A 24,851-nucleotide genomic window follows, 5' to 3' on the forward strand; every position below is an offset into this window, starting at 1 on the left:
CTGGGCCGGTGAATTCCCCGGCCGACAGCATCAGCAGCATGCCGCCTTCGTGCGGCCCCGTCCGCCTGGTGGCCGTGGACGGTCCGGCGGGCTCGGGCAAGACGACGTACGCGCGGCGGCTGGCCGCGGCGCTCGGCTGCCAGGTGGTCCACAGCGACGACTTCCCCGTGCCGTGGGACGAAGGCCCCGGCGGCTGGTTCCACCTGCTGGAGGAGCAGGTGCTCCGGCCGCTCCAGCGCGGCCGCCCCGGCTGTTTTCGCAGGTACGACTGGGTACGCGGGGAATATGCCGAGCCGGTGACCGTTCCCGTGGCACCGGTCCTGATCATCGAGGGCGTCGGCACGGCCCGCGCCTCGGCGGCACACCTGCTGGCGTTCACCGTCTGGGTGGAGGCCCCGGAGCCGGTCCGCTTCGCCCGTGTGCTGAAGCGGGACGGCCCCGAACTCGAGCCGCGATGGCGTGAGTGGTTCGCGGCGGAGCAGGCCTGGTTCGACGCCGACCGCACCAGGGACCGCGCCGACCTGATCGTCGGAACCTGACCTGGGCTATGGGCCGAGGTGCGCGACGTCGTTGAACCTGACGAGCTCGAAGCGCCCGGTGCCGGTGCGCCAGACGGAGACGGAGGCGTTCAGCACGGGGGCGAATTCGAGCACGGCGGCCAGCTCGGCGTCGGGGCCGCCCGCGATGACGTGGCGCAGCCCCAGCACCACCGAGTCATGGGCGACGATCAGCACCCGCCGCCCCTCCGCGCGCTCGTCCAGGTCGGCGAGCAGGCTTCGGAGCCGGGCCACGACGTCCGCCAGGGACTCGCCCCCGGGCGGCCGGAAGGCGTAGGCGCCCTCGGCCTCGCGCCGCGCCAGCTCCTCGGGGAAACGCTCCTTGATCGCGGCCAGGTTGTAGTGCGCGAACGCCCCCGCCTCCTGGTCTCTGAGCCGCTCGTCCACGGTGACGGGAAGGGCGTCGGCGCCCCACGCCTGCCAGGCGGTTTGCCACGTGTCGAGCGCGCGCCGGTAGGGCGAGCACCACACCAGCTCCGGAGTCTCGCCGTCGGGCAGCGTCGCCAGCAGCCGGCCGAGCGCGGCCGCCTGCGTCCTGCCGCGCTCGGTCAGCGTCACCTCGTCGTCGCCGCGCTCGTAGACCAGCGGCCTCTGGCCGGCCTGCTGGTGGGCGAGGTTGGCCTCGCTCTCACCGTGTCTTACTGCCATGATCCGGGACGGTCTCATGGCGATATCTTCACACACGGCTGCCCGCGTGCCCCCTGATGAGATCTTCGACCCGCGCCCGGAGCGCGAGGAACTCCGGTGTCCGTTTGAGACCGAGCTGCCGGTGGCCGGCGAGTGGCACCGGCAGCTCGGCGGCCACCCGGCCGGGGTCGGAGGCGAGCACGATCACGCGCCGCCCGAGCAGCACGGCCTCCTCAACGTCGTGGGTGACCATGAGCACGGTGGCGCCGGTGTCGCGCCACACCTGGTGCAGGAAGACCTGCATGTCCTCCTTGGTCTGTACGTCGAGCGCGCCGAACGGCTCGTCCAGCAGCAGCACGGACGGCTCGCAGGCCAGCGCGCGGGCGATGGACACCCGCTGCCGCTGCCCGCCCGACAGCTGCTTGGGCAGGGCGTCCGCGAGCGGCAGCAGGCCCACCTCGGACAGGTACCACTCGACCCGGCGCGCGCGTTCGGCGGCGGGCAGCGGCAGCAGCCGCAGGCCGAATCCGACGTTCTCGGCGACCGTGAGGAACGGGAACAGCGCCCCGGACTGGAAAACCAGCCCACGTTCCGGGCCTGGACCGCTGACCGGGTCGCCGTCCAGCTCGATCGTGCCGCCGGTGACGGGTTCCAGGCCGGCGATCATGCTGAGCAGGGTGGACTTGCCGGAGCCGCTGGCTCCCACCATGCACACGAAGTCGCCCTGCCCGACCTCCAGGCCGATGCCGTCGAGCACCCGCCGGCCGCCGTACTCCTTGACGACGTCACGCAGCACCAGCGTCACGCCGCCCACCTCCCACGCGCGCCCTGGCCAGCCGCAGGCCGACGTCGATGGCCAGGCCGATGAGGCCGATCACGACGAGCACCGCGAAGATCCGGTCGGTCTGCAGGAAGCGCTGGGCCCGCACGATCCGGTAGCCGAGCCCGGACTCGGCGGCGATCAACTCGGCGACGACCACGAAGTTCCAGGCGGCGGCCGCGTTGACGCGCATGGCGTCGAGCATGCCCGGCAGCGCGTACGGCCACACGACCTTGCGCAGCACCTCGCCGCCGGTCGCGCCGAGCGTGGCGGCGGCCTTGCGCAGCTCTCCGGGTACGGCGCGGACCGCGTCGGCCGTCATGAGCGTGTTGAAGAACACCACCCCGATGACCAGGATCGCGATCTTGGACGGTTCGCCCAGGCCGAGCCAGATGATCAGAAGCGGGATGAACGCCGACGCGGGCAGGTAGCGCAGCATCCCGATGACGGGCTCCAGCAGCGCCAGCGCGACCTGGGACGTGCCCATGGCCATGCCGAGCGGGACCGAGATCGCCACCGCGAGGGCGAACCCGGCGCCGACCCGGCCCAGGCTGGCGGCGGTGTCCGACAGGAGCTGGCCGCTGCCCGCCATCTCCGCGAACGCGCTCGCGACGGCGGCGGGGGAAGGCAGGAAGGTGGGGTCGACGACGTCCATGGAGCTGACCGCCGCCCAGAGTGCCAGCGGCACGAGCACCGCCACGGCTCGCAACCCCCATCGCGCCCGCCCCGTCAACGCCCGCCCGCTCCATCCGCGCCGCGTGGCGCGAGCCGCTCGTTCGGGGAGCGGCGGCCAGCCGGCGCGGTCGCCGGTCCGCCGGCCGGGCACAGGCTCCGAGGCGCGAGGATCGGATGCCGCCTCCGACGCCCGGGAGTCCGAAACCGGGCGGCCGGGCTCCGGCGCCGGGGTGCCGGCGCCGGGCAGCGGGGTGGAGGCGGCTTGGGCGGGGCCCGTCACGACGAAGCCCCTTGGACGAAGCGCGGGTCCAGGAGCCCGTCCAGGGGCGGGGCCGTGTCGGCGAGGCCCGATTCGGTGAGGAAGGCGGCGATCTCCTTCGCCTGCCGCTCCAGGCTCCCCGAGCTGAACGCCTTCAGGTTGTCGGCCAGCGAGAGGATCGTGGTCCCCGCGTCGTAGTCGGCGTACGCCTGCTCGCTCACGCCCGCCCGCTTGGCCATGATCGTACGGGCCTCGGCCTTGTTGGCCCCGATCCAGGCCAGCGTGTCGAACCAGGTCTTCACCAGCCCCTGCACCGCCTCAGGCCGGGAGGCGGCGAACTCCCGCGTCACCACCAGGTGATCGGGAATGGCGCCGGGGAAGTCCTTGGAGGTGGCGATGGCCGTGGAACCGGGCAGCTCCAGCGCGGTCGTCGTGAACGGCGCGAACGCCCCGACCGCGTCCACCTGCCCCGCCTTGAACGCGGCCGCCGCCGCGTCCGTGAGCAGCGGCTTGAACGTGATGTCGGCCTGCGTGAGCCCCGCCTTGCGCAGGGCGAGCAGCAGCAGATAATGATCGACGGTGCCCTGCTCGGCCGCCACGGTCTTGCCCTTGAGCTGCGCCACCGACGTGATGCCGGGCCTGGCGATGATCTGGTCGTTGCCGGTGGAGTTGTCGTTGACCAGCACCACGGTCTGCTTGGCGCCGCCGGAGACGGAGGCCAGCGTGTCGTTCAGGGTCTGGCTGTTGGCGTCGATGTTGCCGGTGGCCAGGGCGGTGAGGCTGTCGGTGTAGCTGTCGAAATACTTCAGCTCGACCTCGACGCCGTTCTTGGCGAACAGCCCCTTCTCCTGGGCGATCTGCCAGGGGACCCAGCCGGGCCAGGCCGAGAAGCCCAGGGTGACGGCCTTGCTGGAAGCGCTGGGGGTGGCGGCGGTGCCGCCGCCACCGCAGGCGGCGCAGAGGGTCAGCAGGGCGGCGATCAGGAGCCGGCGGATCATGACGCGGCCTCCTTCTTCCTCGAGGGCAGGTGGCCGGAGCGGACGAGGCAGCCGAGCGTGTCGCAGATGACACGGGTGGCGATCAGCGAGGTGATGTCGGCGTTGTCGTACGGCGGGCTGCACTCGACCACCTCGATCCCGGCCAGCGGCGCCGCGTCGGCGATGATCTGGATGAACTTGAGCACCTCGCGCGGCAGGAACCCGCCGGGCTCCGGCCAGCCGGTGCCCGGCACGAACGCGGCGTCCAGGCAGTCCACGTCGAACGACAGCCACACGGCCTCGGCGTTGCGCCAGGCCACCTCCAGCGCCCGCTCGGCGGCGGCCTCGATGCCCATCTCGACGCAGTCGGTGACGGTCATGATGGTGGTGCCGCGCTCCCGCCCGACCTTCACTCCGGGCCTGGGCGCCTGCCAGCCGCCGATGCCGATCTGTACGAGGTTCTCCGGCGGCACGTTCGGGAGGTCCGTCGCGTGGAACCACGGCGTCGTGTGCATGCGCTCGTCGAGGTCGGTCTCCTGGGTGTCGACGTGCCGGTCGAAGTGGATGATCCCGAGATTTCCCGACAGGTGCTCGGCGACGCCGCGTACCGTCGGGTAGCCGATCGAGTGGTCGCCGCCGAGGACGACGGGGAAGGCGCCGCTGGCGTACACGTGGGAGACGGCCTTGGAGATCTGGTCGAAGGTCTTCTCGATGTTGCCGGGGATGGTGAAGATGTCGCCGAGGTCGGCCATCGTGATCGACTCGCGCAGGTCCACGCCCAGCTCGAAGCTGTAGGGGCCGTACAGCGCGGAGATCCGGCGCATGCCCTGCGGCCCGAACCGGGTGCCGGAGCGGTACGTGGTGCCGCCGTCGAACGGGGCGCCGAGCACGGCCACGTCGTAGTCGCCGCAGGTCCGCACGTCCTCGACGTACGGGGCCTTGAGGAAGGTGTTGATGCCCGCGAAGTGCGGCAGCTCGCCGCGCGAGAAGGTCGGGATGCGCCGGTCCACGATGGAGTCGGCGCCCTGCAGGCCGAGCTCCAGCGCGCGGGCCACCTCGCGGTCCCAGGCGGTGGTGGGCAGCTCGGCCTCGCGTTCGACGGCGAAGCGCGCCTCAGGGCCGTAGTCTTCGTGGAGTTTTCGGGGGTGCCAGTGCATTCGAGCTCCGAGGGATCGTTGCCCGGCCGGAAGGCAGCCAGGCGGTGGCTGACCTCCCGGGCTTTTGTCCCGCCGTGGAGCGGCCCTGATGCCGCCTGCACCTCTTGGACCAGACCCGTGGAACCGGCGGAACCCTAGATGCGCCTCACGCTCTCGGTGAGTCCCCCTCAGTGCACTCCCGCCGTGTTTCCCCGGGATTAACAGGCTGTTCCAGTCGGCTTACCCCGGCCACGGCGCAGCTGGTCGCCGGTCATATGGTGAACCATGACCTCTGTCGCAGTTCTCGGAACCGGGCTCATGGGTGCTCCCATGGCCCGGAACATCGTCAAGTCCGGTATGCCGGTCAGGGTGTGGAACCGTACGAAGGACAAGGCTCAGCCGCTCGCGGCCGATGGCGCGGTGGTCGCGGACTCCCCCGCCGAGGCGGTCGAGGGCGCGGACGTGATCGTCACGATGCTGAGCGACGGCAACGCGGTGCACGCGGCGATGTCCGCCGCCGCTCCCGGGCTCAGGTCCGGCCAGGTGTGGGCGCAGATGAGCACGGTCGGGGTGGAGGCGGCCGGGCGGCTGGCCGCGCTGGCGGCCGAGCACGGGCTGACGTTCGTGGACGCGCCGGTCCAGGGCACCAGGCAGCCGGCCGAGCAGGGCAAGCTGGTCGTCCTCGCGGCGGGGCCCGCGGCGGCTCGGCAGGTGCTGGAGCCGGTCTTCGGCGCGGTGGGGATGCGGACACTGTGGCTGGGCGAGGACGGGGCGGAGGGGACGGCGTCCAAGCTGAAGCTCGCGGCCGTGAGCTACGCCATCTCGCTCACCGCCGTCGTGGCCGAGTCGCTGGCCCTGGCCAAGGGCCTCGGCCTGGACCCCGACCTGGTCCGCCAGGTGATCGGCGGCGGGCCGCTGGACAACGCCTACTTCCAGGGCAAGTCCAAGGCCATCCTGGAGGGCGACTTCACACCCAGCTTCACGGTCAGCAACGCGGAGAAGGACACGCGGCTGATCACGCGGGCCGGGGAGTCGGCCGGAGTCAAGCTGGACGTGGTGGCGGCCGCCGGGGAGCGGTTCCGCCGCGCCGAGGCGCAGGGGCACGGCGAAGAGGACATCGCGGCCACGTATTTCGCGAGCTTCGACAAGGGGTAAGCGATAGAGTCCCAGCACGCCGCCTTCCTGCGGGGAGGATTGGAAGTGGGCCCGGGGGGACCGCCGGAATGACGGAAGCCCGGGCCCGCGCTTTTCAGGTGACTTTCCGTGTGCGACCGGGTACACTAGGGGCATCGCCGCCCTCCTACGGGGGGGATGGAAGTGGGCCCGGGTGGACCGCCGGACGACGGAAGCCCGGGCTTCGCGCTTTTCAGCGGGCCTCAATACGGTGCACGAGCAAGTCAGCATCCACCTGACTCCAGAATCGTTGATCGCCACGCTCGGCGAGCGACTTGGCGCCCGCCACGATGTCCGGCAGCCACAGCAGGGGTTCCACTTCGGGGTCGCGCCACGACAGACGCAGCCTGGGAGGCATCGCATGGCGACCTTGCAGGACCGCGATGAGTTCGTGATCTCGCCGATCGAGCTCACTGTGGCGGCGCTCGAACACCACATCGACCACATGGTGGTTGCCCAGTTCCCAGAGAAGGCATTCCATGCACTTGCGACGCGCTCGCTCCTGACGCTTCGCATCCAGGCCGGCTCCGGCGACGATGATGCCAACCGGCCGCAGCGCCGCCACGACCTCGATGAGCTGTGCCCGACGCTTGTCGTTCTCGTCGCGCCAGTGCAACCGCAGCTGACCTCGCAGCAGTAGTGCGCGGAGGTTGACGAAGAGTGATTAACTCCTCACAATTCGTCAACCTCCGCGAGAGCCCGCCCGCCCGAGAGCTTGGCGTAGCCCGGTCCCCGGTCGAAGAAGCGGTCCGCCGGGGGCCGCAGCGTGGCCCGGAGTTCGGCCGTGCCCTGCTCGTCGATGCGGTCCCCGTCCAGGACCACCCCGTAGTCGCCGAGGGCGCCCGCGATGGACACCTTGCCGTCGCGTACGTCGGCCGCCACCGCGCGGGGGTCGCGGTCGTACGGGGAGCCCCAGCCGCCGCCCCCGGTGGTGCGGATGCGGATGACCTCGCCGGCCTGGACCGGGTAGTCGTCCACCAGGCCCTCCATCTCCTTGCCGCCGATCTCCACCCGGAACGGCCGCCCGGCGAGGCCGCCGTTGACGCCCCAGCAGGACAGGATCGAGCGGTCGGCGATGGACATGTACGAGGCGTCCCTGAGCATCCTGATGTGCTTGTCGTAGCCCAGTCCGCCCCTGTACATCCCGGGGCCGCCGGAGTCGCAGGCCAGCGCCAGCCGCTCCACCCGGAACGGCCAGCGGCTCTCGGCGAACTCCACGGGGATGTTGCGCGAGTCCGGCACCACGTGGATGGTGTCCTCGCCGTCGGCGTACCAGCGCCCGCCGGAGCCGCCGCCCAGGACCTCCCGCATCAGGTACGGCATCCCGTCCGCGTCCGTACCGTACACGCCCGTGTAGCGGATGGTCTCCTGGTCGGCCGGCATGCGCCCGCCCGTGGCCTTGGCCAGCACGCCGGCCAGCACGCCGAGCAGGCGCAGGATGACGAACGTGCGGGCGTTGGTGGGAGCCGGGAAGATCGGGGTGAGCAGGGTGCCCTTCTCCGGGAAGATCATCTTGATGAGGGGCACCACGCCCTCGTTGACGTCCAGCTCGGCCATCCGCTCCGGCGTGTCGGCCAGGTTGCGCAGCACCGGGGCCAGCCACTTCTTCAGGAAGACGCCGTCGGCGTAGTCGCCCGCATGGTTGATCGGACCCTTGGCCTGCGGCGACGTTCCGGTGAAGTCGATCGTCAGCGGGGAGTCCGCCGCGTGGTCGACGGTGAGCGTGATGCGCTGCGCGTGCAGGCGGGGCTCGTCCACGCCGTCGTGCTCGGCGTAGTCCTCCCACACGTACGTCCCCTCGGGGATCTTCGACAGCAGCTCCCTGCGGAAGGTCTCGGTGGTCTTGTCGATGATGGCGTCGAAGCACTCTTCGACGGCCTGCCTGCCGTACCGCTCGAACAGCTCGCCCAGCCGCCGCGCGCCCATCAGGCAGGCCGAGCACTCCGCGTCCAGGTCCCCGGCGAGCGAGTCGGGCATGCGTGAGTTGCGGGTCATGATCCGCAGCGCGGTCTCGTTCGGCACGCCCTGGTCCCACAGCTTGATCGGCGGGACCATCAGGCCTTCCTCGAACACCGAGCGGGCGTGCGAGGGCATGGACCCGGGCACGGCGCCGCCGATGTCGTCGTGGTGGCCGAACGCCTGCACGAACGCCACCACCTCCCCCTCATGGAACACCGGCACGGTCACGCACAGGTCCGGCAGGTGGCCGATGCCGCCCTCGGAGAGGTAGACGTCGTTGTGGAAGTAGACGTCGCCCGGCTTCATCGTCTCGATGGGGAAGTCGCGCACGACCGGCTGGACGAGCGCGCTGTAGGAGCGGCCGGTGAGCTTGCGCAGGCGCACGTCGTGGATGCCCGCGCGGAAGTCGTGCGCGTCGCGGATCATCGGCGAGCGGGCCGTGCGCGCGATGGCGGTCTCGACCTCCTTCTCGACCGAGGCCAAGGTGCCTTCGACGATCTCGATGAGAATGGGATCAGTCGTGCTCATTGGTCACTCACCAACTCCTCATTCACTCCGCGGAGTCCCGGCTCCGCCGGGTCTCCACTCCGCTCACTGGCCTTGACCTCCACGTTTCCGTACGAGTCCACGGTGGCGGTGAAGCCCGGATGGATGGGGATCGTCGAGCCGTACTCCTCGATCACCGCCGGGCCCTTCACCGTGGCGCCGGGGCCGAGCGCGGCCCGCTGGTGGATCGGGGTGTCGCGGGTCTCGTCGAAGTGCACGGGCCGGACGGACGTGGCGCCGTTGCCGGGCTTGTCCAGGGTGCGGATGACCGGCCGGGTGATGGGGCCGATGCCGGACACGCGCAGGTTCACCCATTCGACGCCGTGCCGGGGGTCGTCGCGGTAGGCGTACCCGTACAGCTTCTCGTGGGCCTCGTGGAAGCGGTCGACGACCTCGGCCTGCCAGTCGGCGTCGATCTCGCCGGCCGGGGCCGCCACGCGGACCTCGTAGCCCTGGCCGTAGTAGCGCAGGTCGGCGCTGCGGATGTAGACCGGGTCGTCGAAGCCCTCGCGGTCCAGCGCCTCGCCCGCCTGATGCTCCAGGTCGTGGAAGATCTCCACGGCCTTGCCGAGGGACAGCTCGCGGGTGACGTACGTGCGGACGTAGTCGTTCTTGACGTCCACCGTGAGGAGCCCGAACGCTGAAACGTTCCCGGGGTCGCGCGGGATGACGACGGCGGGCAGGCCCAGGATGTCGATGAGCCGGCACGCCAGCAGCGGCCCGGACCCGCCGAACGTCACCAGCGGGAAGTCCCGCACGTCCAGCCCGCGCTTGACAGTGAGCTGGCGGATCGCGTTGCTCTGGTTGAACGCGCTGATCTCCAGGATGCCGGTCGCGGTGCGCTCCGGGCTGAGGCCGAGCTTGTCGGCCAGCGCCTCGATGCCGGCGCGCGCGGCGTCGGCCTGCAGCGGGATCTCGCCGCCGAGCAGGTGGGGCGGGATTCGGCCGAGGAACACGTGCGCGTCGGTGACCGTCACCTCCGTCCCGCCCTTGCCGTAGCAGAGGGGGCCCGGGTCGGCACCGGCGGACCTGGGGCCGACCTTGAGCGTGCCCTCGGGCGAGATCCACGCGATCGAGCCGCCGCCCGCGCCCACGGTGACGATGTCGATCATCGGGATCTTGCACGGGTAGCGGCCGATGACGCCCTCGGTGGTGATGGACGGCTCGCCGTCGACCACCACGGCCACGTCGGTCGAGGTGCCGCCGCCGTCCAGCGTGATCACCGACTTGTGCCCGGCCGTGGAGGCGATGAGCGCCGCGCCGAGCGCGCCCGCCGCCGGACCCGACAGGACGGTGCTGATCGGCTGGTTGACGACCTCGCGGGCCGACAGGATGCCGCCGTTGGACTTCATGACGGAGAACGGCCGGCCCAGGCGGGTGGACAGGTTGGCGATGTAGCCGCGCATGGCGGGCTTGACGGCGGCGTCGACGAGGGTGGTGACCGAGCGCTCGTACTCGCGGTATTCGCGCAGCACGTCGCTCGACAGCGAGATCACCGCCTGGGGGTGCTCGCGCCACAGCACCTCGCGCATGCGCCGCTCGTGGTCGGGGTTGGCGTAGGAGTGCAGGAAGCACACGCCGATCGCGGTGATCCCCTTGCTGCGGAACCAGCGGGCGACCTCGACGGCCTGCTCGTCCGAGAACGGCCGCACCTCGTTGCCCAGGTGGTCCAGCCGCCCGCCGACGGTCTTCACCTGGTGCACGGGAACGATCCTGGGCGGCTTGACCCAGAAGTAGGAGTTGCCGTAGCCGTCGGGCACGCTCTGCCTGGCGATCTCCAGGATGTACTCGAAGCCTTCGGTGGTGATGAACCCGAGGTTCGCGATGCGGTCTTCGAGCAGTTGGTTCGTGGCCACCGTGGTGCCGTGCACGATCGCGCCGACATCGAGTTCACCCAGCTTCTCGATGCCCGCGATGAACCCGTCCGCCGGGTTCGCCGGGGTCGAGGGGGTCTTCGTGGTGAGGATCTCACCGGTCTGCTCGTCCACCGCGACGACGTCGGTGAAAGTGCCTCCGGTGTCCACTCCGATACGGACGCTACGCATGGCTCCTCAGCTTCGGCGACGGCCGAGTACTTCGTCGATGACTCGTGGCGCGTGCTCTGTGCCGACGTACGCGGCCAGCCTTACGACCAACTCCTGGGACCTGGCCAGCTCCGCCTCCACCCTCGCTTTACCGGATTGGCCCGCCTGCACGCCGAAGTACGCGCCGATGATCGTACCGACCACCCCGGCCACGCCCGCGAACAGAGCGGCGAACTCCCGCGTGGCGAACACGGCGGCGCCGAAGGCGACCAGGACCGCGACGATGCCCGCCACGACGACGAGGAAGCCGTACCGCCATCGGGTGGCATCGGCCTGCGCGGCCGTCACGTCGTCCTGCGTCATCATCGCGTCAAGCGACGGTGGTTTATCGGTGACCACAGTTCCTCCTGAAACCTCAGGGGAGAAATGTCCCACGAGGTTATGGAACAAGCCAACCGCTAGGCTGGCCCTCCGTGACTGAACTGTCTGCCTTGTCTGCCGTGCCCTCTGGTGCGAGGGATGCTGTACTCAAGTTCTACTTCGGGCCCATGGACTGTGGGAAGTCCACGCTGGCGCTCCAGATGAACTACAACCACGGACGCCAGGGCAGGCGGGGGCTGGTGCTGACCAAGCACGACCGCTCCGGCGGCCCCCAGGTCACCAGCCGGATCGGGCTCGGGCTGGAGGCCATCGAGGTGGACGACTCGATGGACCTCGTACGGCTGGTCACCGCGCACGACCGGATCGACTACCTGATCTGCGACGAGGCCTGCTTCTACACGGCCGAGCAGATCGAGCAGCTCGCGGACCTGGTGGACGAGCACGGCGTCGACGTGTACGCGTTCGGACTGGCCTCCGACTTCAGGTCGGTGATGTTCCCGGCGGCGCAGCGGCTGTTCGAGCTGGCCGACGAGGTGTGCCGGCTGCAGGTCGAGGTGCTGTGCTGGTGCGGGCGGCCCGGTCAGCTCAACGCCAGGGTGGTGGGCGGGGTGATGGCACGGACCGGCGAGCAGGTGGTGATCGGCGACACCGACGCCTCGGCCGTGCGCTACCAGGTGCTCTGCCGCCGCCACCACCGCGCGGGCCGGCTCGGCGAGGGCGGCGCCGCGTCACACTAGGCGGCTCAGGACGTCTCTGAGCACCCGTGCCTCGTCGCCCGAGAGGGAGGCGAGGAATCGCTCCTCGGCCCCCTCCACGGCGGGCACCGCGGCGCTCAGCGTGTCGCGCCCGCGCTCGGTCAGCTCGACGGCGTTCTTGCGCCGATCGCCGGGATGCGGCCGGCGCGCGACGAGCTTCTTGGCCTCGAGGGCGTCGATCATGGCGACCATCGTGGTCCTGTCGATGCCCAGCCGCTGGGCCGCCTCCTGCTGCGACAGCGGCTCGGCGCCGTCCAGCGTGGTGAGCACCGCCAGCTCGCGGCCATCGATGCCGTACGGCTCCAGCGCCGGCCCCGTCAGCTGTGCCAGCCGCAGGGAGGCGTGCTTGAGCAGGTAACCCAGGCGACGTCTCGACACGTCTCGATTCTCGCACTACGCTAATCGTCAGTCGTACTGATAATCAGTGGAGCTGATGCCTTATGCCGAGCTTCGGAATCAAGACCGCGCCCGTCGGCGTCACCTACGGCGAGCTGCTGCGGGTCTGGCGGGAGGCCGACGCCATCCCGGCCATCGAGCACATCTGGCTCTGGGATCACCTGGTGCCGCTGTTCGGGCCGGCGGACGGAGACATCCACGAGGGGTGGACGATGCTGGCGGCGCTGGCCGCGCGGACCGAGCGCATCGCCTTCGGGCATCTGGTGACGAGCAACATGACCAGGCCGCCCGCCCTGCTGGCGAAGATGGCGGCCACCGTGGACGCGATCGCGCCGGGACGGCTCGTGCTCGGCCTCGGGGTCGGCGGCACGCGGCAGCCGGGCGACGTCCACGTGCCGCGGGAGTACAACGCGTACGGGCTGCCCATCGTCTCACCCCGTGCGGGCGTGGCCCGGCTGGACGAGGCCTGCACCATCATCAAGCGGCTGTGGACCGAGGACCGCTTCGACTTCGACGGGCGCCACTACCGGCTGCGCGAGGCCGTGTGCGAGCCCAAGCCGGCGCGCCGCCCGCCGCTGCTGATCGGCGGATGGGGCGACCGGACTCTGGGGGTGGTGGCGCGGCATGCCGACATCTGGAACGTCCCGGGGCCGCCGCACAATTCGCTGGAGTTCATCGCCGAGCGGTCCAAGGCGCTCGACGAACGGTGCGCGGAGATCGGGCGCGACCCGGCCGAGATCGAGCGCTCCACGCAGATCATCGTCTCGTACGACGACGCGGCGGGGGCCCGCACGGAGATCCGGCGGCTCGTGGACCTCGGGATCACGCACATCGTGATCAACCTGCGGCCGCCCTTCCCCGAGGGCGCGGCCACCTGGGCGGCCGAGGAGATCATCGCTCAGATGGCGCAGTAACCGTCCTCGTCGCAGCCGTCCGCGGGGGCGGCGAGCTGGGTGATCGGCGTCTGCCCGGTACGCTCGGCCACCTCGTCGATCGCGGCCGCGAAGGCGTCCTCGGGCTGCGCGCCCGACACCGCGTACGCGCCTTCGAACAGGAACAGCGGCACACCGGTGATCCCGAGCGCCCGCGCCCTGCCGAGCTGCTCACGCACCTCCTCGGCACCCTCTCCGGAGTCCCGTACGCCGGTCTCGGCCGCCAGCTTGGCCAGCACGTCCGCGTCGGCGACGTTCAGCCCTTCGCTGAAGTGCGCGCGGAACAGCCGGTCGGCCATCTCCTCGCCGAGCCCCTGACGCGTGGCGACCTCGACCAGCCGGTGCGCCTCGAACGTGCCGGCGCTCACGGCCTTGTCATAGTCCAGCTCCAGGCCCTCCGCGGCGGCCGTGGAGACCACCCGTGCGACCATCTGGCCGGCGTTCGGGCCGAACTTCCGCTCCAGGTGAGGGATCAGCGGCTCCCCTTCGGCGGAGGCGTCGGGATTGAGCTGGTACGGCCGCATCGTCACCTCGATCGTGCCGCCCTTGGCCCGGAACCGCTCGGCGGCCCTGGCGAACCTGGCATGCCCGATATAGCACCAGGGGCACACGACATCGGAGAAAATTTCCACCTTCATGCCAGGGGACAACCACCGGCCGTCGCCGGCGATTCCTCAGCCCGCCGCCAGTTCCTCCAGCCGGTACGGCAGGTAGGCGGAGTCGTCGACCAGCGCCGACGCGCCGCGCCACCAGCCGAACCACTCGCCGCTGCGCCACATCCAATCCACGCGTTCGATGGCGGCCACCACGTCGCCGACCGTCTCCCACCGCTCGCCGAGCTGCTCGGGGGAGGCGCCATGGCGGATCGCCCAGGCGCGCAGGATGCGCACGGCGTCGGCGGGGACCTCGCGGGCGTACGGGTCGGGGTTGTCCCCCGGCAGCCGGTGCGGGCCGAGCCCGGCGGCCACGCCCCAGCTCCACTGCGCCTCGGCGGGCCGCGAGTAACGCAGGGAGTGGAAGTCGAGGTTCGACCCCAGGTCCTCGTCGGGGCGGCGGGTGACGACCGCGTCCAGCCGTCCCCCCGCGTCGAAGTGGACCACGAGCCGCTGCCCGGGCCTGACGCCCGGCGGCAGGTCGAAGCGGTCCTCGGCCTGCCAGGAGTTGAGGTCGACCGTGGCGACTGGCGTGCCCCACAGCTGGTCGGCGGCGTCGTCGGCAACCCAGGCGGCCAGCATCTCCAGCGCGGTCAGATCGGTCCACGGCTCGATCGCGACCGCCGTGCGCAGCACTTCGTCCGGAGGCGGCAGCTTGCCGCCCCTGGAGCGCGTCCACCAGTCCGCCCCCAGCTCCCGGGTGCCGACCAGCAGCGCGGCGATGGCGGCCAGCTCCGCCGAGCGCCTGGTGAGCGAGGCGCCGAGCGCGAGCCCCACCGTACGGTCGGTCCGGTCGTCGCCGAGCACCGGGCGCACGTCCGCGATCAGTGCGTCGGCGGTCGGGCGCTCCTCGCCCAGCAGGTTGCGTACGATTCGCCTGGCTTCGGTCCGTGCGTCTTCCGCGTGTGCCTGCCGCATACCGCCACGCTACGCCTGGAGATCCTTTTCCGCGAGAGCCCAGGCAATCCCACTGTCACCTGGCCGTCCACCGCCCGGCACCCTCACCGGCGCCTCGGCGGCGCCAGCGGCACACCGCCGGCGCGCGCGTCAGGAGCCGTGACGGCGGGAGCCGCGGCCGAGGAGCCAGCCCAGCGCGACGCCCGAGAGCGCGATGCCCGCTCCCATGCCGAACGACGCCAGCATCACCCAGGGCCGCGTCTCGGTGCGCTGCTTGGGGGGCCGCTCGTAGACGGCGCCGACCGCTCCGCTCTCAGCCGCCACGCCGAGGCGATCGCCCGCCACCGTACCCGGAGCGGCTACCACCGCGCCGGCCTCGCCCGGAGCAGCGGCCACGGGCGCAGCCGCGCCAGGGGAAACAGCCCCCGCCCCAGCCGCGCCCAAGGCGGCGGTCGCAGGCGTCAGAGCGGCGGCGGCCGGGGCGCGCAAATAGCCGTCAACGGCGGTGAAGAACTCGGCCGCCGTCCGCTTGGCCACCGACCCGAGCATGCGCTGCCCGACCCCGCCGATCATCCCGCCGATCACCGCGTCGGCGTCGTAGTCGACCCGAGTCCCCCCGTCGACCTCGCTCAGCCGCACCTGGACGGTGGCGTCGACCGTGCCCGGAGCCCCCTGCCCGCGCGCCTTGAGCGTGAAGCTCTCGGGCGCGAGCGGATCGGTCAGCGCGACCTCCCCCTGGTAGACCCCCTTGATGGAGGCGACGCCCGCGTTGACCGTCATCTTGTACGTGTCCGGCCCGCACTCCTCCAGCCGCTCGCACCCCGGAATGGTGCGCACCAGCACCGCCGGGTCCTGGAGCGCCGCCCACACCCGATCCCTCTGAACGCCGATCACGGCACTGCCCGCCACTTTCATGCCCGCCACTCTAAGCAGCCACGACCCCCCGGATAAGAGCAACACATGCCAGACGACGGGATCCGTGTTGCGGTTCGGCCTGCCCCGGGCGTACCCGGACGCCGCCGTACGCCCTGCGGCGGACAAGCGAATCAGCCGGGCGGCTGACGCCCCGGACCACCCCCGCCAGGCATTCTCGATACCCGGCAACCAGCACGCGAAAGCGATGTGACCAAGGTCGCATGGCATTGCTCTACAGCTTGTAGTACTACTTCAAGTAGACGTACTACAGCCTGTAGAGCTCAGGAGTCGACGGGGAAGATGGACGCACTAGACCTGGCGCGGTGGCAGTTCGGGGTGACCACCGTTTACCACTTTCTGTTCGTGCCCTTGACCATCGGTCTGGGGATCTTCGTGGCCGGCCTGCAGACGGCCTGGCACCGCACAGGGAAAGAGCACTACCTGAAGCTCACGAAGTTCTTCGGGAAGCTGTTCCTGATCAACTTCGCGATGGGCGTGGTCACCGGCATCGTGCAGGAGTTCCAGTTCGGCATGAACTGGAGTGAATACTCCACGTTCGTCGGCGACGTCTTCGGGGCGCCGCTGGCGATGGAGGCACTGCTGGCCTTCTTCATGGAGTCCACGTTCCTCGGGTTGTGGATCTTCGGTTGGGACCGGTTGCCGAAGAAGGTGCACCTGGCGTGCATCTGGGCGGCCGCCATTGGGTCCAATTTGTCGGCATATTTCATCCTCGCGGCGAACGCCTGGATGAAGCACCCGGTCGGCTACGAGGTCGTGGACGGCAAGGCCAGGATGACGGACCTGTGGGCGGTGCTGACGAACTCCACGGCGCTGGCCCAGGTGCCGCACGTGATCGGGGCAGCGTTCATCGTGGCGGGCGGCTTCGTGCTGGCCGTGAGCGGCTACTGGCTCATCAGGAACAACGCGCCCATGTGGCGCAGCGCGGCGCGGGCGGCGCTGGTGATGACAGCCATCGCGGGGGCGGTCGTCGCGGGCACCGGCGACATGTCGGGCAAGCTGCTGTACGAGCAGCAGCCCATGAAGCTGGCCTCCGCCGAGGGCCTGGAGCACGCCACCGCGGGTGCCGGGTTCAGCCTGGTCCCCGGCATCGAGATCCCCAAGGTCCTCAGCTTCCTGGCCACCAACGACTTCAACGCCACCGTCCAGGGCACCGAGGACCTGCAGCGCCGCTTCGAGCAGCAGTTCGGCCCCGGCGACTACCGGCCGGACCAGGCGATCGTGTTCTGGTCGTTCCGGGTGATGATCGTCTTCGGGATGGCCACGGTGGGCCTGTCGGTGCTCGGCCTCTGGCTGACCCGTCGCAGGCGCGCCTTCCCGGGGTGGTTGTCGCGGGCGTTCGTGCTGGCCCTGCCGCTGCCGCTGATGGCGGTGATCGCGGGGTGGCTGCTGAGCGAGATAGGCCGCCACCCGTGGACGGTCGCGGGTGAGCTGCTGACCGCCTCCAGCGTGTCGCCCGGGGTGACCCTGACCGAGGTGGCCATCTCTCTGACGATCTTCACGTTGCTGTACGGCGGGCTCGCGGTGGCCGAGGCCGTGCTGCTGACCAGGCACGTGCGCAAGGGCGTCGAGGAGCCCGCCCCCGCCCCGGCGGCGGAGCGGCTCGAGCCGTCGCTGATGTACTGAGGGACAAGACCATGATCGATCTTTGGTTCGTCATCATCGCCTTCCTCTGGACGGGCTACTTCGTGCTGGAAGGCTTCGACTTCGGCGTCGGCATGCTGGCGCCGCTCGTCAGCAGGAACGCCGCCGAGCAGCGGCAGAGCCTGCAGACCATCGGCCCGGTGTGGGACGGCAACGAGGTGTGGCTGATCAGCGCGGTCGGCGCCATGTTCGCCGCCTTCCCCGCCTGGTACGCGGGCGTGTTCAGCGCGTTCTACCTGCCGGTGACGCTGGTCCTCGTGGGCCTGATCGTGCGCGGCGTCGGCCTGGAGTGGCGCGGCAAAGTACGCGACACGCGCTGGTGCGACCTGGGCATCGTGATGGGCAGCGCGTTGCCGGCGTTCCTTTGGGGCGCGATCTTCGCCGACCTGGTGTTCGACAGCGTGCCGGCGGCGGTCTTCGGCGGTGTGTTCACGCTGACGGTGTGCACCCTGCACGGCGCCGTCTTCCTGGCGCTCAAGACCACCGGCCCGGTACGCCGCCGCGCCCGAGCCGCGGCCATGGCCGCCGGCGCCGTGGCGATCCCGGTGGCGGTGCTCGCGCTGTCGAGCCTGGGCACCTTCCCGGCGCTGGCGGCCATGGCGGCGCTGGCCGCGGCGGCGGCCCTGATCTGGCGGCGCCGGGAGGGCTGGGCGTTCGCGGCCACGGCCACGGCCATCGTCCTGACCACGCTGGCGGTCTTCATGGAGCTGCGGCAGCAGCCGCTGCCCGGCCTCTCCCTGGCCGAGGCCGCCTCCGGGTCCTACACGCTGACGATGCTGAGCTGGATCGGGCTGATCACGCTGCCGTTCATCCTGGTCTACCAGGGATGGACGTACTGGGTGTTCAGGCAGCGCGTCCGGGCGACGGCGGTCCCGGCCCACTGACCCGGAGCACGGGCCGCCCCGGCCCGTCGGCCCAGCCCCGCTCGGGCCAACCTCCGTCGCACCAACCCACGCGCCGCTCCCGCAACCCGCGGGAGCGGCGCCATCACATGGGGCGAGGGTGCTCAGGTGGCGGGGGCGCCGCCCAGGTACAGCCGGCCGAGGCGCGGGTCGGCGGCCAGCTCCCGCGCGGGGCCGGTGATGTGCACCCGGCCGAGGTCGAGCACGCACCCCACGTCGGCCATCTCCAGCGCCCTGCGCGCGTTCTGCTCCACCAGCAGCACCGCGACACCGGTCCGGCGCATGAGGTCGATCTGGTCGAACACGATCTGCGTGTTACGCGGGTCGAGCCCCATCGACGGCTCGTCCAGCAACACGACGGACGGCTCCAGCATGAGGGCGCGGGCGAACTCGACCTGCTTCTGCTGCCCGCCCGACAGCAGCCCCGCCATGCTCCCCCACCGCTCGGCCACGACCGGGAACAGCTCCTTGACCACCTTGATCCGGGCGTCGAGCCGGGCCTGGTCGCGCACGGTGAACCCGCCGAGCCGCACGTTCTCGGCCACGGTCATCTCGCGGAAGACGCTGTGGCCCTGCAGCACGTGGGCCAGGCCGAGGCCGAGCAGCCGCTGCGGCGACAGCCCCGTCACGTCCTGCCCGGCCAGCAGCACGCGCCCGGACCGGGGCTTGAGCAGGCCGCTGGCGACCTTGAGCGCGGTGGACTTGCCGGCGCCGTTCGGGCCGACGAGGCAGACGACCTCGCCGCCGCGGACGGTGACGGTCAGGCCGCGCAGTACCGGCGCGGCCCTGCCGTACCCGGCTTCGACCTCTTCCAGGGACAGGACGGCCTCAGACACCGAGATACGCCTCCAACACCCGTGGGTCCTCCCGCACCAAGGAGGGCGGGCCCTCGGCGATGGGCGCGCCCCGGTCGAAGACGATGACGTGGTCGCACATGCCCATCACCATGTCCATGTTGTGCTCGACGACGAGGAACGTGCGGCCCTCCGCGTTGAGGTCGCGGACGAGGGAGACGATCCGGTCGATCAGCGCCGGGTTGACGCCGCCCGCCGGCTCGTCGAGCAGCACCAGCTCGGGCTCGGCCATGAGCACCGCGGCCAGTTCCAGGAGCTTCTGCTGGCCATAGGACAGGTCGCGGGCCTCGGCGTCCTCCAGGTGCTCGATGCCCATCCTGCGCAGCCAGTGCCGGGCCCGCTCGACCTCGCCCTTGTCGCGCAGCCCGGCCAGCAGCTCGCGCAGGCGGGTGCGGCGGACGGCGACCAGCATGTTCTCCAGCACGGTCAGGCGCGGGAAGACGCGGCAGAGCTGGAAGGTGCGGCCGATGCCCGCGTGCGCGATGCGGTGCGGCGAGTGGCGGGTGATGTCGCGCTCGCGGTAGAGCACCCGGCCCGCGTCCGGCTTGATCATGCCGGTGATCAGGTTGAAGAACGTGGTCTTGCCGGACCCGTTCGGCCCGATCAGCCCGTTGATCTTCCCTTCCCGCAGTTCGACGCTGGCGCCGTCCACGGCCAGCACGCCGCCGAACGACTTGGCCAGCCCTTCGGTACTCAGCGAGGTCGCCGTGCCGATCATCGGGCCACCCCCTGGAGCCGCTGCTCGGCCGTCTCGTCCGGGATGGACGGCCCGGCGCGCCGCTTGGTGAGGCGGGCGAGGATGCCGTCCGGCATGAACAGCACGACGAGCACGAGCACCAGTCCCGTCGCGGTCAGGTGGATCTGCGTCTCGCCCAGCGCGATCAGGAAATACTCGCCGGCCGGGGCCACGATGAGCGCGCCCAGCAGCGGCCCGAACAGGTGACGTACGCCGCCGAGCAGGCTCATCAGCACCATGTACGAGCCGATGAGGATGGAGAAGACGAAGATCGGGTCGAGGGTGCCGAACCACATCGCGTAGAGCCCGCCGGCCAGCGCCACGAACAGGGCGGACAGGGCGAACGCCGTCACCTTGTACGCCCCGGTCGGCACGCCGAGCGATTCCGCCTTGTCCTCGTCCTCCCTGATCGCCCGCAACCCCGCGCCGAAGCGCGAGCGGGAGACGTACCACCAGGAGCCGAGGGCGACGGCGAGCAGCGCCAGGAACAGGTAGAAGAACACCATGTGGGTCTCGCCGCGGTGCAGGTCCGGGAAGGGCGAGGGGATCTGCAGGCCGGTGGAGCCGCCGGTGAGCGAGCGCCAGCCCTGGACGACGAGGTTCATCATGGACACGAGCGCGATCGACACGATGACGAACGACGCGCCGCGCACCCGGACCGCCGCGATGCCGACGACCACCGCGAACACCGTCACGAGCAGCGCCGAGGCGAGCAGCGCCACGACCCACGGCACGCCCGCCCGCACGACGAGCAGCCCGGTGCCGTACGCGCCGAGCCCGAAGAACGCCGAGTGCCCGAGCGAGACGTAGCCGGTGAAGCCGCCCAGGAGGTTCCAGGAGGTGGCCATGGCGGCGTACATGACGGTCAGGGCGCCGGCGTAGACGAGGTAGTAGTTCGGGACCAGTAACGGATAGGCGATCGCGAAGCAGGCGAACAGGAGCGGGAGGCCTTTAGAAACGATGTGCAAGCCGGCCTCCGAAGAACCCCTGGGGGCGCGCGAGCAGGGTCAGGAAGAGGAAGACGTAGAACATCATCGTGGCCCAGGTGGCGTCCACGGTGACCAGCACGATGCCCTCGACCACGCCGAGCAGGACGGCCGCCAGCGCCGCGCCGACCACGCTGCCCAGCCCGCCGACCACGATGATGGCCATGAGCTTGCCGATCCACACCCAGTGCGAGGCGGGGAAGAACGGCGTGATCAGCGCCAGCACCGTGCCACCGACGGCTGCGGTGGCGAGGCCGACGCCGAAGCCGTAGCCGGCGACGCGCTCGGTCTGGATGCCGACCAGCCGGGCCGCCTCCCGGTGCTGGATCGTGGCCCGCAGCGACTGGCCGAATTTGCTCTTGATCAGCACCGCGAACAGCACGGCGAGGGTGATCGCCGCGACCCAGAACGCGATGATCTTGTCGTACGGGAGGTGCACGCCGCCGATGGTCAGGGAGCGGGTGGCGTACTCCATGCTGACCGACTTGTAGGAGCCGGTGTAGAACGTGCCGAGCAGCCCTTCGATCGTGAGCGCGATACCGAAGGTCAGCAGCACGGACATCATGGGCAGGTTGTCGGCCGCCAAGCGCGCGATGAGCAGCCGCTGCACCGCCACGCCCAGCGCGAAGAACAGCGGCACCGTCACCGGCAGCGCCAGGAACGGGTCGACGCCGAGCGTGGTGTGCACGGTGTAGGTCAGGTAGGCGGCCAGGAACAGGAACGCCGGGTGGGCCACCATGACCACCCGCATCACGCCGAAGTACAGCGACAGGCCCGAGGCGAGCAGCGCGTACAGCCCGCCCGTCAGCACGCCCAGGGCCAGCCCCTGCAGGAGCAGGTTCACCATTCCTGCTTCGGGTAGACGATGCCGGCGGTCTTGGCGTTTTCGGGCAGGACGATCTCGATCTTGCCGTCGACGTACTGCTGGATCATGTGCGCCTGCTCCGGCCTGCCCTGGTCGTCGAAGGACAGCGGGCCCACGACGGTGTCGAAGGTGGCCTGCTTGATGTGCGCGGCCAGCTTGTCCTGGCACTCCTTGGTGGGATCGACGCACTTGACGGCGTTCACGGCCGCCTCGACGACCTGGCCGACGGTGTAGCCGTTGGCGGCGTCCTCGTTGGCCTCGCTCTTGAACAGCTCCTTGTAGCGCTTGATCATCTCCTGGTTGCCGGTGAACGTGGCGGTGGCCGACCAGCCGACCGGCGACAGGATGTGCTCGGCCGCCCCCTTCACCGCGGCGGGGAACTCCGCCAGCGTCGGCCCGGTCGAGAACGCCGCCAGCTTGGGCTGCACCTTCAGCTCCTGCAGCGCGCGCACCAGGCCCACGGAGTCCTCGAACTGCGTGCCACCCACCACGATGTCCGGCTTCGCCGCGGCGATCTTGGCGGCGATGGGCGAGAAGTCGGTGGTCTCCGGCGGGTACACCTCGTCCACCACGGTCTTGATCCCGGCCGCGGCCAGCTTGTCGCGCAGCCCGTACGCGGTGCCCTGCGCGAACGGGTCGTCCAGGCTCGCGTACGCCGCCGTCTTGGGCCTCTTGTCGGCCGGCAGCTTGGCGATGAAGTCGGCGAGGTAGTTGTAGTGGTCGCTCGCGATCGCCGGCGCCGCGTAGAACAGCCGCTTGAAGCCCTGCTCGAAGACCTCCTTGGCGGCCCCGGCCGGCTCCACGAACAGCATGTTGTACGACTCGGCGACCTTCGCCGCCGGGATCACCAGCCGCGACGAGAACGGCCCGAACACCAGGTTGACCTTGTCCTGTGTGATCAGTGATTCGTAGTCGGAACTGACCCTGTTGGGGTCGGAGGCGTCGTCACGGAAGATCAGCTCGACCTTCCTGCCCAGCAGGCCGCCCTTGGCGTTCACCTGGTCGGCCCAGACCTGGTAGCCCTCCTGGATGCCCTTGCCGGGCTCGGAGAAGTCGCCCGTGAGCGGGAGGGAGATGCCGATCTTCACCGGCCCCTGCTGCTGCCCCGGCGACTGGGCGGCGCCGGGCTCGTCGGTCTTCGCGCAGGCGGTCAGCCCTAAGCTGCATATCGAGATGATCGCCAGGGTCTTGAGAACTCTTGCCATCGAGGAAACCCCCGTCAGAAGAGGCGGCGCGGAAGCGCTTTCGTAAGCGCTTCCGGTTACGTACGATTGCACGGGATCAGGCCCCGGACAAGGGGGGTTCGCAGCGTATGGCACAACGACCTTCCCCGCCCCGCCTCGTCGACGTGGCCAAGGCCGCCGGGGTCTCGCTGGCCACCGCCTCGCGCGCCATGACGGGCAGCGCCGGCGTCAGCCCCCAGGTGGCGGCGCACGTACAGGCGATCGCCTCCCAGGTCGGCTACGTGCCCAACAGCCACGCGCGGGCGCTGGCCGGCGGGCAGGCGTCCATGGTGGGGCTGATCGTGCACGACGTCGGCGACCCCTACTTCGGGGAGATCGCCAGGGGCGTGCTGCGCGAGACGGAGAGCCGCGACTACCTGGCGCTGATCAGCCAGACCGAGCGCGATCCCGGGGCGGAGCTGGCCAGGATCCGCGCGCTGCGCGCCCACCGGGTGACCCGCATCGTGCTGGCCGGCTCCGGCTACATCGAGGCGGCCACGGAGGCCGACATCGCCGCCGAGGTGCGCTCGTTCACCGCGGCGGGCGGCCGGGTCGCCGTGATCGGCCGTCACCACCTGCCGGTCGACGCGGTGCTGCCGGACAACGCCGATGGCGCCGCGACGCTCATGCGGCACCTGCTCGACCTGGGCCACCGGCGGCTGGGCGTGCTGGGCGGCCCCGCCAACCTGACGACGGTCGAGGACCGGCTGTCGGGACTGCGGGCCGCGTTCGGCGCGGCGGGGCTCGACTGGCGCTCGGTCCCGGTCGTGCACGGGGACTTCACCAGGCAGGGCGGCGCCACGGCGACCGCGCGGTTGATACGGGCGCATCCGGACCTGACGGCGGTGGTCGCGCTGAACGACCCGATGGCGGTGGGCGCGCTGTCATGGCTGCTGAACGACGGGCGCAGGGTGCCGGACGAGATCTCGGTGGCCGGGTTCGACGACGTCCCGCTGGCACGTGACGTCTATCCGGCGCTCACCACGATCCGGCTGCCCATGATCGGCATGGGCAAGCAGGCACTGGAGCTGGTGCTCAAGCCGCCCGCCTCCCGCCCGCGCCGCTGTCGTACCCCGCACGAGCTCGTCCTCAGGGCCTCCACCGCCCCGCCGCCGCCCTCTTGACAGACCTCTCCCCCGGGTTACGATCCGCTCGAAGGTTACGTAAGCGCTTTCGGAAGCGCTTACGTAACGGCGCCCGGCGAGAGGAACCCGGATGTCAGCCCTTCGAACCCTCACCCTCGCGGCCACACTCGCACTGGCCGCCCCCACCCCCGCACTCGCCCTGCCCGCCCCGGCCGCCGCCGCCCAGGAGTGCGCCCCTGGACACGCCCGGGTGAAGGGCGTGAACGCCGGACACAACTGGGCGCCCGTGACCCCTTCCAAGTGGCAGTTCCCCGGCGACCAGGTGATCCTCGCCGAGGCCGGGGGCGCCCGTCCGGGACCGCGCCGGCCCTTCGAGTACGCGGTGCTGAAGACCGGCCCCGCCTTCGGCACGGTGCGGATCGACGCCAAGGTCCGCCTGGACACGCCGACCAGCGTCAGCAACCGCGATGTGATCATCGTGTTCGGCTACCGGTCGGACACCGAGTTCTACTACGTCCACCTCTCCCAGGACAACACCATCTACCCGCACAACGGCATCTTCGTCGTCAACAACGCCGACCGGCTGCGCATCGACGACCAGTGGAACGGCCAGGTCGGCGCGCCGCCCGCGGTGACGGACGCCGAGTGGCACCGCGTCCGCGTCACCCACTGCGCGGACACCGGCCGCATCGCGGTCTACATGGACGACGCGACCACCCCGCTGATCACGGCCACCGACCGCACGTTCCCGTCGGGCCGGGTCGGCTTCGGCTCGTTCGACAACATCGGCAGGATGCGCGACATGACCGTCAAAGGCACCCCGGCCTGCGACGGCACCGAGCACGTGGAGCAGTGA

The 24,851-nt window shown here is 70.8% G+C and carries 26 protein-coding genes and 1 riboswitch; of the genes, 8 read left to right on the forward strand and 18 right to left on the reverse strand.

Annotated elements, in window-relative coordinates:
* The first annotated feature begins 8 nt into the window (after positions 1–8).
* Positions 9–539: a uridine kinase family protein gene (locus ACTMTI_RS41855; RefSeq protein ID WP_441126354.1), complete on the forward strand. Its 531-nt coding sequence runs from the start codon at positions 9–11 to the stop codon at positions 537–539.
* Positions 540–545: 6 nt separating this feature from the next.
* On the opposite strand, the gene ACTMTI_RS41860 is transcribed toward ACTMTI_RS41855, so the two are convergent.
* The 5 genes from ACTMTI_RS41860 to ACTMTI_RS41880 are packed head-to-tail and all read right to left on the reverse strand — an operon-like array spanning position 546 to position 5,072.
* A complete protein-coding gene (locus ACTMTI_RS41860; protein ID WP_441126355.1) occupies positions 546–1,205 on the reverse strand; it encodes a histidine phosphatase family protein in 660 nt (219 codons plus the stop codon).
* Positions 1,206–1,233: 28 nt separating this feature from the next.
* Positions 1,234–1,989 carry an ABC transporter ATP-binding protein gene (locus ACTMTI_RS41865; protein ID WP_441126356.1) on the reverse strand — a complete coding sequence of 252 codons (756 nt, stop codon included), beginning with the start codon at positions 1,987–1,989 and terminating at the stop codon, positions 1,234–1,236.
* Complete coding sequence (locus ACTMTI_RS41870; RefSeq protein ID WP_441126357.1) at positions 1,970–2,959, reverse strand: ABC transporter permease subunit; 990 nt, start codon at positions 2,957–2,959, stop codon at positions 1,970–1,972. The genes ACTMTI_RS41865 and ACTMTI_RS41870 overlap by 20 nt, the downstream gene beginning before the upstream one ends.
* Entirely contained in the window at positions 2,956–3,936 is a 981-nt protein-coding gene (locus tag ACTMTI_RS41875; protein ID WP_441126358.1) for an ABC transporter substrate-binding protein, read from the reverse strand. Before ACTMTI_RS41875 ends, ACTMTI_RS41870 begins: the two co-directional genes overlap by 4 nt.
* Complete coding sequence (locus tag ACTMTI_RS41880; RefSeq protein ID WP_441126359.1) at positions 3,933–5,072, reverse strand: agmatinase family protein; 1,140 nt, start codon at positions 5,070–5,072, stop codon at positions 3,933–3,935. The genes ACTMTI_RS41875 and ACTMTI_RS41880 overlap by 4 nt, the downstream gene beginning before the upstream one ends.
* Before the next feature lie 51 nt (positions 5,073–5,123).
* A riboswitch (guanidine-I (ykkC/yxkD leader) is annotated at positions 5,124–5,221 on the reverse strand.
* Positions 5,222–5,336: 115 nt separating this feature from the next.
* Here ACTMTI_RS41880 and ACTMTI_RS41885 point away from each other — a divergent pair.
* Positions 5,337–6,206: an NAD(P)-dependent oxidoreductase gene (locus ACTMTI_RS41885; RefSeq protein ID WP_441126360.1), complete on the forward strand. Its 870-nt coding sequence runs from the start codon at positions 5,337–5,339 to the stop codon at positions 6,204–6,206.
* A gap of 211 nt (positions 6,207–6,417) precedes the next feature.
* Here ACTMTI_RS41885 and ACTMTI_RS41890 read toward each other — a convergent pair whose 3' ends face one another.
* The 4 genes from ACTMTI_RS41890 to ACTMTI_RS41905 are packed head-to-tail and all read right to left on the reverse strand — an operon-like array spanning position 6,418 to position 11,119.
* A complete protein-coding gene (locus tag ACTMTI_RS41890) occupies positions 6,418–6,840 on the reverse strand; it encodes a hypothetical protein (protein ID WP_441126361.1) in 423 nt (140 codons plus the stop codon).
* A 56-nt stretch (positions 6,841–6,896) separates the two neighbouring features.
* Complete coding sequence (locus ACTMTI_RS41895; protein ID WP_441126362.1) at positions 6,897–8,711, reverse strand: hydantoinase B/oxoprolinase family protein; 1,815 nt, start codon at positions 8,709–8,711, stop codon at positions 6,897–6,899.
* Positions 8,708–10,774 carry a hydantoinase/oxoprolinase family protein gene (locus ACTMTI_RS41900; RefSeq protein WP_441126363.1) on the reverse strand — a complete coding sequence of 689 codons (2,067 nt, stop codon included), beginning with the start codon at positions 10,772–10,774 and terminating at the stop codon, positions 8,708–8,710. The genes ACTMTI_RS41895 and ACTMTI_RS41900 overlap by 4 nt, the downstream gene beginning before the upstream one ends.
* 6 nt (positions 10,775–10,780) lie before the next feature.
* Positions 10,781–11,119: a hypothetical protein gene (locus tag ACTMTI_RS41905; protein WP_441126364.1), complete on the reverse strand. Its 339-nt coding sequence runs from the start codon at positions 11,117–11,119 to the stop codon at positions 10,781–10,783.
* A 134-nt stretch (positions 11,120–11,253) separates the two neighbouring features.
* Here ACTMTI_RS41905 and ACTMTI_RS41910 point away from each other — a divergent pair, with 134 nt between their 5' ends.
* Positions 11,254–11,871 carry a thymidine kinase gene (locus ACTMTI_RS41910; protein WP_441126473.1) on the forward strand — a complete coding sequence of 206 codons (618 nt, stop codon included), beginning with the start codon at positions 11,254–11,256 and terminating at the stop codon, positions 11,869–11,871.
* Here ACTMTI_RS41910 and ACTMTI_RS41915 read toward each other — a convergent pair.
* Positions 11,863–12,267, reverse strand: a complete 405-nt coding sequence (locus ACTMTI_RS41915) for a MarR family winged helix-turn-helix transcriptional regulator (protein WP_441126365.1) — start codon at positions 12,265–12,267, stop codon at positions 11,863–11,865. The genes ACTMTI_RS41910 and ACTMTI_RS41915 overlap by 9 nt on opposite strands.
* 62 nt (positions 12,268–12,329) lie before the next feature.
* Between ACTMTI_RS41915 and ACTMTI_RS41920 the strand changes: the two genes are divergently transcribed.
* Positions 12,330–13,199, forward strand: a complete 870-nt coding sequence (locus ACTMTI_RS41920; protein ID WP_441126366.1) for an LLM class flavin-dependent oxidoreductase — start codon at positions 12,330–12,332, stop codon at positions 13,197–13,199.
* Here ACTMTI_RS41920 and ACTMTI_RS41925 read toward each other — a convergent pair.
* The 3 genes from ACTMTI_RS41925 to ACTMTI_RS41935 form a co-directional block, all read right to left on the reverse strand.
* Entirely contained in the window at positions 13,184–13,855 is a 672-nt protein-coding gene (locus ACTMTI_RS41925) for a DsbA family oxidoreductase (protein WP_441126367.1), read from the reverse strand. The two genes, ACTMTI_RS41920 and ACTMTI_RS41925, sit on opposite strands and share 16 nt — an antisense overlap.
* A 36-nt stretch (positions 13,856–13,891) precedes the next feature.
* On the reverse strand, positions 13,892–14,788 hold the full coding sequence (locus ACTMTI_RS41930; protein WP_441126368.1) for a hypothetical protein: 897 nt from the start codon (positions 14,786–14,788) through the stop codon (positions 13,892–13,894).
* Positions 14,789–14,917: 129 nt separating this feature from the next.
* Positions 14,918–15,682, reverse strand: coding sequence for an SRPBCC family protein (locus ACTMTI_RS41935; RefSeq protein WP_441126369.1), 765 nt, complete (start codon positions 15,680–15,682; stop codon positions 14,918–14,920).
* Between the two features lie 300 nt (positions 15,683–15,982).
* On the opposite strand from ACTMTI_RS41935, the gene ACTMTI_RS41940 reads away from it, so the two are divergent.
* Positions 15,983–17,326 (forward strand): cytochrome ubiquinol oxidase subunit I, encoded by a 1,344-nt coding sequence (locus ACTMTI_RS41940; protein WP_441126370.1) that lies wholly within the window; start codon positions 15,983–15,985, stop codon positions 17,324–17,326.
* Between the two features lie 11 nt (positions 17,327–17,337).
* On the forward strand, positions 17,338–18,228 hold the full coding sequence (cydB, locus tag ACTMTI_RS41945; RefSeq protein ID WP_441126371.1) for a cytochrome d ubiquinol oxidase subunit II: 891 nt from the start codon (positions 17,338–17,340) through the stop codon (positions 18,226–18,228).
* A gap of 122 nt (positions 18,229–18,350) precedes the next feature.
* Here cydB and ACTMTI_RS41950 read toward each other — a convergent pair whose 3' ends face one another.
* From ACTMTI_RS41950 to ACTMTI_RS41970, 5 genes are read right to left on the reverse strand one after another with little or no spacing between them, the layout of a single operon-like run.
* Positions 18,351–19,082 (reverse strand): ABC transporter ATP-binding protein, encoded by a 732-nt coding sequence (locus ACTMTI_RS41950; protein WP_441126372.1) that lies wholly within the window; start codon positions 19,080–19,082, stop codon positions 18,351–18,353.
* Positions 19,075–19,818 carry an ABC transporter ATP-binding protein gene (locus tag ACTMTI_RS41955; RefSeq protein WP_441126373.1) on the reverse strand — a complete coding sequence of 248 codons (744 nt, stop codon included), beginning with the start codon at positions 19,816–19,818 and terminating at the stop codon, positions 19,075–19,077. The genes ACTMTI_RS41950 and ACTMTI_RS41955 overlap by 8 nt, the downstream gene beginning before the upstream one ends.
* Positions 19,815–20,804, reverse strand: a complete 990-nt coding sequence (locus ACTMTI_RS41960; protein WP_441126374.1) for a branched-chain amino acid ABC transporter permease — start codon at positions 20,802–20,804, stop codon at positions 19,815–19,817. Before ACTMTI_RS41960 ends, ACTMTI_RS41955 begins: the two co-directional genes overlap by 4 nt.
* Complete coding sequence (locus ACTMTI_RS41965; protein ID WP_441126375.1) at positions 20,788–21,669, reverse strand: branched-chain amino acid ABC transporter permease; 882 nt, start codon at positions 21,667–21,669, stop codon at positions 20,788–20,790. Before ACTMTI_RS41965 ends, ACTMTI_RS41960 begins: the two co-directional genes overlap by 17 nt.
* On the reverse strand, positions 21,663–22,892 hold the full coding sequence (locus tag ACTMTI_RS41970) for an amino acid ABC transporter substrate-binding protein (RefSeq protein WP_441126376.1): 1,230 nt from the start codon (positions 22,890–22,892) through the stop codon (positions 21,663–21,665). The genes ACTMTI_RS41965 and ACTMTI_RS41970 overlap by 7 nt, the downstream gene beginning before the upstream one ends.
* 107 nt (positions 22,893–22,999) lie before the next feature.
* Between ACTMTI_RS41970 and ACTMTI_RS41975 the strand changes: the two genes are divergently transcribed.
* Entirely contained in the window at positions 23,000–24,034 is a 1,035-nt protein-coding gene (locus ACTMTI_RS41975; protein ID WP_441126377.1) for a LacI family DNA-binding transcriptional regulator, read from the forward strand.
* Between the two features lie 91 nt (positions 24,035–24,125).
* Positions 24,126–24,851 carry a hypothetical protein gene (locus ACTMTI_RS41980; RefSeq protein WP_441126378.1) on the forward strand — a complete coding sequence of 242 codons (726 nt, stop codon included), beginning with the start codon at positions 24,126–24,128 and terminating at the stop codon, positions 24,849–24,851.

It is taken from the genome of Nonomuraea sp. H19 (genome assembly GCF_052068215.1).
Classification (GTDB): domain Bacteria; phylum Actinomycetota; class Actinomycetes; order Streptosporangiales; family Streptosporangiaceae; genus Nonomuraea.

What these genes read in the sequence shown, in the direction of transcription:
- ACTMTI_RS41860 (WP_441126355.1), bottom strand. Translation starts at nt 1,205, where the DNA reads ATGGCAGTAAGACACGGTGAGAGCGAGGCCAACCTCGCCCACCAGCAG.
- ACTMTI_RS41875 (WP_441126358.1), bottom strand. Translation starts at nt 3,936, where the DNA reads ATGATCCGCCGGCTCCTGATCGCCGCCCTGCTGACCCTCTGCGCCGCC.
- ACTMTI_RS41880 (WP_441126359.1), bottom strand. Translation starts at nt 5,072, where the DNA reads ATGCACTGGCACCCCCGAAAACTCCACGAAGACTACGGCCCTGAGGCG.
- ACTMTI_RS41885 (WP_441126360.1), top strand. Translation starts at nt 5,337, where the DNA reads ATGACCTCTGTCGCAGTTCTCGGAACCGGGCTCATGGGTGCTCCCATG.
- ACTMTI_RS41895 (WP_441126362.1), bottom strand. Translation starts at nt 8,711, where the DNA reads ATGAGCACGACTGATCCCATTCTCATCGAGATCGTCGAAGGCACCTTG.
- ACTMTI_RS41900 (WP_441126363.1), bottom strand. Translation starts at nt 10,774, where the DNA reads ATGCGTAGCGTCCGTATCGGAGTGGACACCGGAGGCACTTTCACCGAC.
- ACTMTI_RS41905 (WP_441126364.1), bottom strand. Translation starts at nt 11,119, where the DNA reads ATGATGACGCAGGACGACGTGACGGCCGCGCAGGCCGATGCCACCCGA.
- ACTMTI_RS41920 (WP_441126366.1), top strand. Translation starts at nt 12,330, where the DNA reads ATGCCGAGCTTCGGAATCAAGACCGCGCCCGTCGGCGTCACCTACGGC.
- ACTMTI_RS41925 (WP_441126367.1), bottom strand. Translation starts at nt 13,855, where the DNA reads ATGAAGGTGGAAATTTTCTCCGATGTCGTGTGCCCCTGGTGCTATATC.
- ACTMTI_RS41930 (WP_441126368.1), bottom strand. Translation starts at nt 14,788, where the DNA reads ATGCGGCAGGCACACGCGGAAGACGCACGGACCGAAGCCAGGCGAATC.
- ACTMTI_RS41935 (WP_441126369.1), bottom strand. Translation starts at nt 15,682, where the DNA reads ATGAAAGTGGCGGGCAGTGCCGTGATCGGCGTTCAGAGGGATCGGGTG.
- ACTMTI_RS41940 (WP_441126370.1), top strand. Translation starts at nt 15,983, where the DNA reads ATGGACGCACTAGACCTGGCGCGGTGGCAGTTCGGGGTGACCACCGTT.
- cydB (WP_441126371.1), top strand. Translation starts at nt 17,338, where the DNA reads ATGATCGATCTTTGGTTCGTCATCATCGCCTTCCTCTGGACGGGCTAC.
- ACTMTI_RS41955 (WP_441126373.1), bottom strand. Translation starts at nt 19,818, where the DNA reads ATGATCGGCACGGCGACCTCGCTGAGTACCGAAGGGCTGGCCAAGTCG.
- ACTMTI_RS41965 (WP_441126375.1), bottom strand. Translation starts at nt 21,669, where the DNA reads ATGGTGAACCTGCTCCTGCAGGGGCTGGCCCTGGGCGTGCTGACGGGC.
- ACTMTI_RS41970 (WP_441126376.1), bottom strand. Translation starts at nt 22,892, where the DNA reads ATGGCAAGAGTTCTCAAGACCCTGGCGATCATCTCGATATGCAGCTTA.
- ACTMTI_RS41975 (WP_441126377.1), top strand. Translation starts at nt 23,000, where the DNA reads ATGGCACAACGACCTTCCCCGCCCCGCCTCGTCGACGTGGCCAAGGCC.
- ACTMTI_RS41980 (WP_441126378.1), top strand. Translation starts at nt 24,126, where the DNA reads ATGTCAGCCCTTCGAACCCTCACCCTCGCGGCCACACTCGCACTGGCC.